The sequence below is a fragment of the Corallococcus sp. 4LFB genome, assembly GCF_046520365.1.
Lineage (GTDB): Bacteria > Myxococcota > Myxococcia > Myxococcales > Myxococcaceae > Corallococcus > Corallococcus caeni.
In genome coordinates this window covers 1-10,942 of record NZ_JBKGHJ010000296.1, presented here as the reverse complement: position 1 = coordinate 10,942, position 10,942 = coordinate 1, and the positions used below count along the sequence as shown (strand labels likewise).

Sequence of the window (10,942 nt, the reverse complement as noted above, 5' to 3'; positions counted from 1 at the left end):
CCCGCCGCCGTCGCGCGCCGCCGCCTGACGCTAGGCCGCGGAGGCCTCCGCCCGGGCGTCCGCGGCGGACATGGCCGGCGCCTCGGCCTTCACCAGCCGCTTCATGGACGCCTTGCCCACGACGACGTCCACCATCTTCCGCGCGCGCGTCCAGACGCTCTCCTGCACATACGGGATGCCGTACTTCTCGCAGAGGGCGCGCACGTGCGGCTGCGCCTCGCGGTACTTCAGCATCGGCAGGTCCGGCCAGAGGTGGTGCTCAATCTGGTAGTTCAGCCACAGGTGGGCGTAGTCGTTGAGGTCGCCGCCGGTGCGGTAGTTCGCGCTGCCCACCACCTGCTGCACCATGCGCTCCGCCTTGTTCGCGGGCGCGGAGTCGAAGCGGTACAGGTCCTCGCCGGTGTGGTTGGGCCCCACCACGAAGAACGTGTGCAGGTTGGTGACGACGTCCGCCAGCACGGAGTTGCAGAACACGCTGAACGCCGCCCACGGCCCCAGCACCAGGAACGCCGCCGGGTACAGCCCGAAGAAGACGGTGGCGTAAGGCAGGTAGCAGCGCGTGAAGAGCTCCCACAGCTCCGCGCGCGTCAGCCCCCCGCCATCGCGCCGCCCCTTGCGGCGCAGCGAGCCCAGCGTCTCCGGCGCGTAGTAGCTCGCGCGCCAGGTGACGGCCAGGAGCGCCAGCTGCACGTAGCGCAGGGGCAGCGACCGGCTGTTGTCACGCAGCGAGCCCTCCGCGTTGCGCTCCAGCAGGTCCGGATCCGCCTCCTCGCCGGTGTGCGAGTGGTGCAGCACGTTGTGCTCGAAGACCCACGCCTCCGGCAGCATCCAGTCCAGCCAGTCCACGAACCGGCGGGCGCCCTTCGCGAAGCCCTTGCTGGTGCGCGACGCGGGCATGCCCGGCACCCGGTCATAGCCCCGGTGCCCCACGTGGTGCATGAGCAGCCAGCGCGTGGAGCGGCCCAGGCCCAGCGCCACCGCGGAGAGCGGGTTGGGCGCGATCCACGCCGTGGCCACGCCCAGCCCCGACGCCACCTTCCCCCAGCGCTCCAGCTTCCGCAGGTGCGCCGCGTCCGCCTCGCCCAGGTCCGCGTCCAGCCGGGCGCGCAGCGCCTTCAGCTCCCGGTAGAAGCCCTCCACGTCCACGGAAGCCAGGTCGAAGTCAGGGGTGCCGCGGGACATGCGAAGGACTCCTCGGGAGCGGGGCGGGGACCCGGCCGGAAACGGGCCGCACGGTAGCCTCCACCCGCGCTGACGCAAAGCGTCCCGTCCCGCTCACCCGCCCGCCGGGCGGCGGGGCAGCACCCGCTCCGCGACGAGCACCCGCCCCCCGTCGCCCCGCGGGTTGCGCGTCTTGCTGCGCACGGTGCCCATGCCCGCGTCCCTCCAGGATGGATGCATCTCCACCTGATGAGGATGGTGCCTCCGCGTGGAGGAGGCCCCTTCATCGGCAAGGGCCCCTCCCCGCCGGCCCGGTGGCCACTGTTCTCCAGGGCGCACTGTCGGCCCGGCGCCGAGCGTGCCGGACGCAAACGTTGAGCATCGCGCGCCCGAGCCGGCCGTCACCTGCTGAAACAGCCGGGGCCCGTGGACCGTGCGGTATGAGCAGGGCGTGCCGCGCCCCCGCTTCCGCCCTCACCTGTCCCTGCTCGCCGTGGCCCTGACGGGCCTGGCCGCCCCCGTGGCCCGGGCCGACGAGGACCCGCCCGTGCCCGCGCTCCACCGCCCGGAGGTGGCGGAGGTGACGGTGGAGGGCGCGAACAAGACGACGTCCTCGACGGTGCGCTCGTTCGGGCGGCTGGACGTGGGCGACGAGGTGGACGGCGAGGAGCTGGAGAAGGTGGAGCGGCGGCTCTTGGCCACGGGGCTGTTCCAGGACGTGCACGTGAGCACGGAGCCCCTGCCCGACGGGCGCGTGCGGCTGGTGCTGCGGGTGAAGGACAAGGCGTCGTGGGTCGTGGCCCCCACGGTGGCGCTGTCCTCCGCGAACACCGGCGGCGGGCTGCTCTACGCGGAGAACAACCTGGGCGGCCGCGCGAAGAAGCTCGCCGTCGCGGCGCAGGTGAGCACCGGCGAGAGCGGCGTGTACGTGGGCTTCCTGGACCCCATCCTCTTCGGCCTGCCGCAGCTCAAGTTCAGCCTGGAGGGGCAGCTGCGCAGCGACCGCGTGGACGAGTACCGTCCGGACGCCAGCCAGGACGACCCGGAGATCCTCCGGCGCACGCGCATGAACTCCGCGTCCCTCAGCTCCGAGCTGGGCTTCATCCTCTTCGAGCGCGTCCGCGCGGCGGCGAAGTACCGCCTGTCCAGCATCGACGCGCAGGCTCCGGACCCGAAGAAGCCGGTGACGTCGCAGGCGTTCTCCACCGGCCCGGCCCTGCGCGACACGTCGCTGCGCTTCATGGTGGGCCTGGACTCGCGCCAGACGCTGCACGCGGTGACGGAGGGGCTCAACCTGGAGGCCTCCTACGAGGTGTCCGTCCCGGGCGTGTGGAGCGAGTTCCACTACCGCAAGTTCGGCCTCCTCTACCGCCAGGGCCTGCGCTTCTTCAGCGAGCACAACCTGGTGCTGCGCGGCGAGCTGGCCGTGGGCAAGGACCTGCCCTTCCACCAGGAGCTGGTGATGGGCGGCACCACGCTGCGCGGCTTCCAGTACCGGCAGTTCCGCGGCGACACCCGGCTCACCTTCACCGCCGAGTACCACTTCCCCCTCTTCAAGGTGAAGTCGCTGGCCTTCCGCGGCGTGGGCTTCTCCGACACGGGCGCCATCGCGTGGCGGGACCTGCCCTCCGACGGGATCCTCTTCGACGCCAGCGGACGCAACATCCGCGGCTACCTGCGGGAGTCGTATTCGCCACAACAGCCGGTCGTCACAGCGGCCCAGGGCGTGGGCGCGGGCCTGCGGCTGTACCTCAACAACGTCGTGCTGCCCCTGCTGGGCGTGGACGTCGCCTACGGTGTCAACTCCGGCCAGGTGCGCCTCTACCTCGTGGCCGGAGTCACGCCCTCCTGAGGCGGCCCGCTAGCTGGCGCGGGCGTTGACGGCCACGTCCGCGTCCGGCGCCGGCGGCACCACGCCGGGCCACGCCTCCGGCGGCAGGGCCAGGCTGAAGGGCGGCGCCTCGCCGAGCACCGTCCGCCATAGCGCCTTGTCCGCGCACAGCGCCTGGGCAATGCGGCCGGACGTCGTGCGCACGCGCTCCACGACGGCCTGGTACTCCTCGGGCGTCTGCGCCTCCAGCATCGCGACGACGTTCTCCCAGACGCGCTGCCGCCAGACGATGAGCATCTGCATCACGGCCCGCTCCACCACGGGGCGGCTGAAGGGCACCTTCAGCAGCAGCTTCGTGGACGTGCAGTGATAGCGCTCGGCGAGCAGGTCCAGGCACTCCGGGATGCACGAGCGGAGGATCTCGTTCACGTGGAAGTAGTCATGCCGGTAGCGCGCCATGCGGCGCGCATCCGCCGGCGGAGACTGGTGCGCGATGTTGTCGTAGACGACCATTCCCAGGTCGTGGTTGATGTGGGCGCTCACGCCCAAAAGCGCGTCCTGATACGGCTGCGTGAGCCCCTGCGCCGGGTAGTGCGTCGCGAAGCGCCACGCCGCGGTGGGCAGCGGCAGGTTCTTCAGCGAGTCGCGCACCGCGATGAGCGCCTCCTCCGCGAAGCGGCCCGTCAGGTGGGACAGCCACTCGGGCTCCATGAAGCCCCCCGCGTCCGACCGGCTCAGCAGGTGGACGACCTTCCGGGTCACGATGGCGTAGATGTCCAGGAAGATGGCGCGTGAGTCGTTGCGCGCGTTCAGCCGGCCGAGGATCTTCTCCAGCCCCTCCAGCGCCTCCTCGGCGTCGACGGGGTTCCAGAGCACGTCATCCAGCTGGATGGGTCCCTGCGCGTCCGGCGCCTTCGTCTCATGGAGGTGGACGGGCTTCGAGCGCTGCTTGCGATGGGACGAGGGGGAGGCCGGTGAAACAGTCATGGAATGACGCTCCGCGGGGTGGGGGAACGACTTCGCATGAAAGCTTATATCAACCTGTACATCCTGTGACAGCGGCCCAACCCGGAAGTGGGGAACGGTTTCAACGGGCCCCCGCGTGTCGACACTCACGCGGGGGCTTCTGTCACAACGTCGTCAAACTCAGGGGGCGGTGCCTTCGCTGACGGTGCCGCCCGTCTTGCCCAGGACGTACTTCGCGAGCGCCAGGGCGTTGTTCTCGTCGACGAGGGTCTCGTAGGTGGGCATCTGCGTGCCGGGCTTGAAGGACTCCGGGTTGCGGATCCACTTCGCCACTTCCTCGGGGGCCTTGCCCTTGGCGTCCTGGAGCTTGGCCTCGTAGGCCTTGCCGGGGGCGTGGCAGGTGGCGCAGCCCAGGGAGCTGAACATCTTCTCCGGGTCGGCGGAGGGCTCCGCCTTGGGGCGGCCGCCGGTGGGGGGCGGGACGACCTTGTCGTTGGGCTTCACGGAGCGCAGGAAGGTGTAGAGGGCCGCGAGCTCCACGTCGTCCGCGTAGCGGTACTTGGGCATGGGCGGGCGCAGGATGTAGCCGCCCGGCGTCACGCCGGTGACCATGGCGTGCTTGAACTCATCCAGCGTCCACTTGCCGATGCCGGCCGTCTCGCTGGGGGTGATGTTGGGCGACAGCAGCTTGCCCTCGCCGCCCAGCGGCGCGAGGTCGAACTCGAAGCCGCCGCTCAGCACGGTGTCCGGGTGCTCCAGCTTCACCGCGCTGCTGTCGAAGCCCGGCGAGTGGCAGAAGACGCAGTCGTAGACGCTGCCCGCCAGGTAGCGGCCGTACTCCACGGAGTCCGCCGCCTTCGCGGGCACGGGCACGGCTTCCGTGCGGCTCTTGTCGTTGATGCCCATGGCGAACGCGAACACCATCCGGCCCGGGGGCGTCAGCTCGGAGCGCGGCGGCTGGGCCTTCTCCGGCGCGAAGTCCGGGTGCCCGGAGCGCATGAAGCCGATGACCGCCGCGATGTCCTTGTCACCCATGTTGGGGAACGCGGGCATGGGGCGGAAGTGGTGGTTCTTGTCGATGCCGTTGATCACCATGCGGGCGATCTCCTGGTCCGTCCAGGCCCCCACGCCCTTCTCCGGGTCGGACGTGATGTTCGCCGAGTAGAACGTGCCCAGGTCTGGCGGGAAGTCGTGCATCCGACCGCCCACGGGCTTGGTGTTGCCTCCGCCCGCGTGGCACTCGGCGCACACCGCGCGGAAGACCTGCTCACCGCGGGCAATGCCCTCCGGCGAGCTGTCCCGCGTGATGTCGGGCAGCGCGACGTAGTCATACGACTTGTTGATCTTGTGGGTGGCCACGCCCATGGCGGTACCCGCGCCAATCAAGACCAGGGCGACCAGCACTCCAATGGCCAGCAGGATCTTCTTCATCATGGGGAATGTTGCTCCGGACGAACGGGGACGAACCACGGACGCTCCGTCCTCCCCACGGGGAGGGGCGAACGGAGCGCAGGCGTTGGGACGGGTGCGGCGGCTACTGCCCGGGCACGCAGGTGCTGGGCGGGGGAATGGAGGGCGTCTTGGAGGGGACCGCGGGCGCCATCTGCAGGCCCGCGAACGTGACGAGGCCCGGGATCTGCGGGAGCTCCAGCGGCATCAGCGACCAGGGGCGGTTCTCCGGCACGCTCGTCGTGGCGTCCTTCGCCGTGTACGTCACGTTGCCCGGAGGCCCCATCAGCGGCGGGTGGACGATGGCGACCAGGCCCAGGCTGCTGTTGGGCGCGGGCGGGCCGGGCGGGATGAAGAAGCCGCGCGTGGACTGGAAGGGCGCGAGCGCCGGCGGCAGCGCGCCGACGGGCGCCCACTCGATGTTGAGCACGCGGCCGGACGAGGCCTCCACGGTGGTGTTGGACGCGGGCACGCGGAACACCGGGAAGCCCGGGCGGTACAGCCAGAAGACCGTGATGCCGCCGAAGCGGGCCGGGTTGAGCAGGTCCGCCACCGTCACGGACGTGCCATCGGTGAGGGACAGGTACTTCGCCACCGCCTCCATGAGGCCCTTGTCGCTCACCTGGAGCGCTTCCAGGCCCACGCACGCGCTGTGCGCCGGCACCACCGGGCGGATGGTCAGCGTGGGCAGGTAGTTGCCCTCCGGCACGGGCGGCAGCGGGAACGGCGCCGGGACGTCGTTGGCCAGCGTGGGCTGGGCGGGCAGCGCGGGCAGCGATCCCAGGGACAGGACGAAGAACGGCGGCCCCCGGCGCGTGGGCACCTTGTCCAGGGTCCACAGGCCGGCGGCGCTGGACAGCGTGGGCGGTGCCGGGTCGGGCGGCCGGCCCGTGGCCGGGTCCGGCACCGTGTCCTGCAGGGTGATGGGCGCGTTGCGCACCACCGCGCGCTGGAGCAGCGGGCTGAACTCCGCGTACAGCGGCGGCAGCGCGCACTGCGCGGGCGGCGGCGCGCAGTTGGCCAGGTTGATGAAGTAGGCCTCCGGATCCACCGTGAAGCCGGTCAGCCGGGAGGTGAGGCCCTCCGGCTCGCGGTTCTCGTAGGTGGGGCGCGGCGTGAAGGTGGACGACGCGGGCGAGTTGGAGGATTCCGTGCAGGCGGCGTTCAGCAGGGCCGCGCCGAGCAGCGTTCCGACGAAGAGGGCTTTTTGCATGGCGGGTCGCATCCTCTACTTCGCGGGGAGGATGTGTCTGGAGGGGAGCTGATCGCCGCCGTGGCACGTCTGCGCGCAGTTGCCGAACTTGCTGGGCGTGCCGCGCTGGTTGAAGGCGATCTGGAAGAACTCGTCACCGTGCTGGGAGATGTGGCACGAGCCGCACAGCGCCAGGCTGGGCCGCTCCGTGCTCTTGCGCGTCAGGTGGCACACGGTGCAGTCCGCCCGGTTCGCCGGGTAGCTGGGCGAGTTCATGTGGATGCGGTGCACCATCTCCTGCGTGCGGCCCACCGTGTCCGTGTCGTAGTGGTGGCAGACCTTGCAGCTCTCGATGTGGTCCACCGACAGGCCGTGGCGCAGGTTGTCCAGCGACAGCACGCCGCGGTGGCAGATCTGGCAGTTGCCCACGTTGCCCGGGTACGTCGTCGGCTCGTCCTGGCCCACCTGGAAGAAGAACGGGTTGAGCTTCGCGACGCGCTCGCCCATGGCCGCGCGGTTGAACTTCACCAGCGCCACGTAGGTGCCCGGCTTCGCGTTCGCCGGCAGCGTGAACGTCTGCCGCGTGGGCCACTGGTAGTCGATGAGGCCCGGCGTCAGGCCCGTGAGCGTGGCGTCATCGTAGAGGGCGAACGGGAACGGCTTGGCGAAGAACTGGGGTTCGTCGCTGGGGTTGCCCAGCACCTGCAGGTCCTGCAGCGGGCCCGCGATGGCCACGTTGGAGATGGAGTCGTTCTCCATGACGGACGCGATGACGCCGGGCACGAACGTCTGGATGCCGTTGGACTGGCCGGCGATGATCTGCCGCGCGCTGGGCAGCAGGTCCTTGGAGTGCAGGTGGGCGCCCGCGCTGTCGCGCAGGTCCACGTAGACGCTCACGTCCTCGCCGGGCTTGTAGAAGCTGCCCTCCTTCGGAGGAGCGAACACCAGCCGCGAGTCCAGGCCCGGGCTGCACTGCACCGGGTTGCCGGCGTCGTCGGTGCAGGTGGACGGGCGGTCATCCGGGATGACGTAGGTCACCGGGAAGTAGAACGGCTTGTCCGGCAGCTGGCTCCAGGTGGCCTTGAGCGCGCCGGGGCCCGACAGGCGCGGGATGCGCAGCACCTTGAAGGGGTTGGTGCTGCCCACCATGTCCACGCGCGCGACGGTGCGGGTGGTGGGGCTCTGGTCCAGTCCGCCCGGGAAGCCCGTCACGGTGCCGGGATCCTTGTCGCCGGGGAAGCGCGGCGGCTTCAGGTTCTCCGACCGCCAGGCGAAGCGGCTGTGGCCGGCGTAGGGCGAGGAGGCCAGCAGCTCCGAGCGCAGGTACGTCTGGCTCGCGCGCGGGGTGCCCGTCTCGTCCAGCACCTCCACGGTGATGGTGTCGTCCTTCACCTTCTGCCAGTTCGCGTTGCCGAACAGCACCTCGCGCGTCCAGCAGTCCTCCACGGCCCCCGCGAGGCTGTAGAAGCTCCACTCGTCCGGGCCCTGGTTGACGTTGGTCCAGTCCAGGCCGGCGAACACCGTCTGGGTCTTGATCCACGACAGCGCGGCCGTCAGGTCGTTGGGGTCGTTGTGCTGGTTGACCACGGTCTCCGACACGGAGAACTGGTTCAGGAAGTACTGGTTGTCCGACAGGATCTGCAGCGTCCCGGTGGGAGGCGACAGCGTCAGCGGGTTGGGCGCCAGCGGCGTGATGCACACGTCCGGGTACGGGACGGGCACGCTGTTCTTCGCCACCATCTGCCCGTTGGGCAGGAAGGCGCAGCCGTTGATGTACTGGAGGCTGAGCCGGATCGCGCCGGAGTTGAGCCCCTGGTACGGGTCGAACCGCTTGGCGCCGCGACCCGTGGTGGACCCCTCGTCGTCAGTGACCTTGAGGAGGTTGCAGGACAGCAGGGGCACCAGCAGGGCGCACCACGCGCTCTTCAACAGGATTGAGCGATTCATGGAAGACGAGGCCGGAGGCAGACGGGGGGAGGAAAGGGAGCAGGTGTCCTCACGCGCGGGCCCACGCGTCCCACCCTTCCCGACGCCGCCAACGCTCCGCCACGCGGAGACGGTGAGGTCCGGTAAGGGTTGGGAGGAGAACACCTCATCGCATCGAACTGACCACATTATGAGAGTCCGCGCAATTCGCGGACTTCAGATCGCGCAGGGGGGCTCGGGCGCCGCCGCGCCTGACTCAGGGCGTCGTCTGGGGCCAGAGGCTGAGGCCCGCGGACAGGAGCAGCGCGAAGACGAGCCCCAGCGCCGCGGTCTTGCCCAGGTGCGGGTTGAGCGCGCTGCCGTCCTCGCGCCAGATGGCGCGGATCTGCTTCACCGCGAGCGGCAGGGCCGCCAGCGTGAAGAGCCAGCCCCCCGCGTGCTCCGGCAGCGCCAGCCAGGCGAGCACCGGGAGCACGAACGCGCCCGCCACCGCCAGCGTGTACTCCCACTGCCCGAAGCGCTGGCCGAAGCGCACCACGAGCGTGCGCTTGCCGGCGACGACGTCCGTCTTGCGGTCGCGCAGGTTGTTCACCGCGAGGATGCCGGCGGAGAACAGGCCCATGGACAGCCCCGCCAGCAGCACGGCCGGCGTGACGTGGTGGGTGAGCACGACATAGCTGCCGCTCACCCCCAAGAGCCCGAAGATGATCAGCACCAGCACGTCCCCCAGCCCCAGGTAGCCCAGGGGGATGGGGCCCGCGGAGTAGAAGACCGCGCCCGCCAGGCAGAAGGCGCCGCCCGCGAACACCGGCCACCCTTCCGCCTGCGTCAGCAGCAGCAGCGCGAGCGAGGAGCCGGTGAACGCCAGCGCCGCGGCCGTCGCCACCTCGCGCGCGGACAGCCAGCCCTTCTGCGTGACGCGCGCCGGCCCCAGGCGCGCCTCGGTGTCCGCGCCGCGCTCGAAGTCCGCGTAGTCGTTCACCAGGTTGCTGACGATCTGCATGAGCACGAAGCCCACCAGGAACGTGAGCGCGGGCACCGGCCGCCAGCTGCCCTCCGCGTGGGCGAAGGCCCAGCCCAGCACCGTGGGCGCGACGGAGGCGGTCAGCGTCTTGGGCCGCAGCGCGAGCCACCAGACGCGGGCCAGAGGGGGTCTTGCTTCAAGCGCGACGCTCGACGACGGGAGACTCGGAGTGGCCATGGATGTCCGGGGGAGAGCAGCAAGCGCACGGTAAAGCTACAGGCATGCCGGCCGCAAGAGGACGCAATGCCTCACATTCCATCCCCTCATGTATCACGTGTAACAAGCCCTCACGCCCTGTCGCAGACGCACCTTGTCAACCTTCCGTCCACCCGCGCATGGCTCAAAGGCAGACGTCAGCCGCGGTCAGCGACGGCACCCGCGCGGCGCAGGGGTTCGTCCACGGGTCCGCCGGGTTCGACAGGGCCGGGCTCCAGGCCGCTCGACAGCAGGCAGGCGCCCCTGGGTATGTAGTACCCCAGATACCAGTCGAGCGGCCGCCGGGCCGTTGGCTTTCGTGCAGCGCACCGGATGTGTGCCTGGGGCCGGATGCACGATAGCCAACGCGCGCCTGGCGAGCAGTCGGCCGGGCAGGTCCCAAGCGCACCGGCAGTGCCAATCCATCCGGGTCCCTGGCGGACGAACGAGGGCTGGCATGGACGGACTTCGAGGAACAGCTGCGGTCTTGCTTGCGTGCGCGGGCCTGTGGGCTCCGGGCGCCGCGTGGGCGCAGGCGCCGGGTGAGGACGACTCCGGCGACGTGATGTCGGAAGAGAAGCTGGAGGCCCTGCTCGACACGCCGGCGGCGCAGCCCTCGCAGGACGAGGTGACGGCGGTGGCCTTCGGGCCGGAGCGGCTGGCGCCCTACTTCACGGAGGGCCTGCTGGCGAAGGCGAAGGCGGAGTTCGACCGGCGCCGGTACAAGTCCGCGCGGGCGCTGCTCGCCACGGAGTCCCCCCCTTCCCTCCCCGGCCGCTTCCTCCAGGCCCAGAGCGCGTTCCTCGCGCGCGACTTCGCCACCGCCGCCGCGGAGTTCACCGCGCTCGCGGAGGACTACGTCCCCTTGCGCGACCACTGCCTGATGCGGGCCGCGCGGTCGCATGAGCGGCTGCACAAGCCGCTGCGCGCGGCGGAGCAGTACGGCGCGGTGAGCCCGGGCTCCCCGCTCTACCCGGAGGCCCGCTTCACCATGGCGCGCGTGCTCAAGAAGCAGCTGCGCATCCAGGAGGCGCTGACCGCGCTCCAGGAGTTCATCGACAGCCGGCAGGCCCGCGGCCCGGACGCGCTCCGGATGAAGGCGCTGCTCGCGTACTGCGACCTGGCGCGCGCGGCGGGGCAGTACAACGCGGAGCACCGCGCGCTCCTGGAGGTGTGGGCCACCGCGCCGCTGTCGAGG

General features: G+C 70.8%; 8 protein-coding genes. 2 read left to right on the top strand and 6 right to left on the bottom strand.

The features are described from left to right. Positions 1-30: 30 nt before the first annotated feature. A complete protein-coding gene (locus tag ACLEQD_RS27155; RefSeq protein ID WP_410387849.1) occupies positions 31-1,182 on the bottom strand; it encodes a fatty acid desaturase family protein in 1,152 nt (383 codons plus the stop codon). Positions 1,183-1,612: 430 nt separating this feature from the next. On the opposite strand from ACLEQD_RS27155, the gene ACLEQD_RS27150 reads away from it, so the two are divergent. Then, entirely contained in the window at positions 1,613-3,013 is a 1,401-nt protein-coding gene (locus tag ACLEQD_RS27150) for a BamA/TamA family outer membrane protein (RefSeq protein ID WP_410387848.1), read from the top strand. Between the two features lie 9 nt (positions 3,014-3,022). On the opposite strand, the gene ACLEQD_RS27145 is transcribed toward ACLEQD_RS27150, so the two are convergent. The 5 genes from ACLEQD_RS27145 to menA all read right to left on the bottom strand — a co-directional run bounded on the left by ACLEQD_RS27145 (position 3,023) and on the right by menA (position 9,726). After that, positions 3,023-3,979 carry a DUF5995 family protein gene (locus ACLEQD_RS27145; protein ID WP_410387847.1) on the bottom strand — a complete coding sequence of 319 codons (957 nt, stop codon included), beginning with the start codon at positions 3,977-3,979 and terminating at the stop codon, positions 3,023-3,025. Positions 3,980-4,138: 159 nt separating this feature from the next. After that, a complete protein-coding gene (locus ACLEQD_RS27140) occupies positions 4,139-5,392 on the bottom strand; it encodes a c-type cytochrome (RefSeq protein WP_410387846.1) in 1,254 nt (417 codons plus the stop codon). Between the two features lie 100 nt (positions 5,393-5,492). Beyond that, positions 5,493-6,620 carry a hypothetical protein gene (locus ACLEQD_RS27135; protein ID WP_410387845.1) on the bottom strand — a complete coding sequence of 376 codons (1,128 nt, stop codon included), beginning with the start codon at positions 6,618-6,620 and terminating at the stop codon, positions 5,493-5,495. A 15-nt stretch (positions 6,621-6,635) separates the two neighbouring features. Then, positions 6,636-8,546 (bottom strand): hypothetical protein, encoded by a 1,911-nt coding sequence (locus tag ACLEQD_RS27130; RefSeq protein ID WP_410387844.1) that lies wholly within the window; start codon positions 8,544-8,546, stop codon positions 6,636-6,638. A 235-nt stretch (positions 8,547-8,781) separates the two neighbouring features. Then, on the bottom strand, positions 8,782-9,726 hold the full coding sequence (gene menA, locus ACLEQD_RS27125) for a 1,4-dihydroxy-2-naphthoate octaprenyltransferase (protein WP_410387843.1): 945 nt from the start codon (positions 9,724-9,726) through the stop codon (positions 8,782-8,784). Positions 9,727-10,231: 505 nt separating this feature from the next. Here menA and ACLEQD_RS27120 point away from each other — a divergent pair. Next, positions 10,232-10,942 (top strand): tetratricopeptide repeat protein (locus tag ACLEQD_RS27120; protein WP_410387842.1); only part of this gene is annotated, 711 nt, incomplete at its 3' end.

Coding starts and splice junctions, on each gene's coding strand:
- ACLEQD_RS27155 (WP_410387849.1), bottom strand. CDS start 1,182: ATGTCCCGCGGCACCCCTGACTTCGACCTGGCTTCCGTGGACGTGGAG.
- ACLEQD_RS27145 (WP_410387847.1), bottom strand. CDS start 3,979: ATGACTGTTTCACCGGCCTCCCCCTCGTCCCATCGCAAGCAGCGCTCG.
- ACLEQD_RS27140 (WP_410387846.1), bottom strand. CDS start 5,392: ATGATGAAGAAGATCCTGCTGGCCATTGGAGTGCTGGTCGCCCTGGTC.
- ACLEQD_RS27135 (WP_410387845.1), bottom strand. CDS start 6,620: ATGCAAAAAGCCCTCTTCGTCGGAACGCTGCTCGGCGCGGCCCTGCTG.
- ACLEQD_RS27130 (WP_410387844.1), bottom strand. CDS start 8,546: ATGAATCGCTCAATCCTGTTGAAGAGCGCGTGGTGCGCCCTGCTGGTG.
- menA (WP_410387843.1), bottom strand. CDS start 9,726: ATGGCCACTCCGAGTCTCCCGTCGTCGAGCGTCGCGCTTGAAGCAAGA.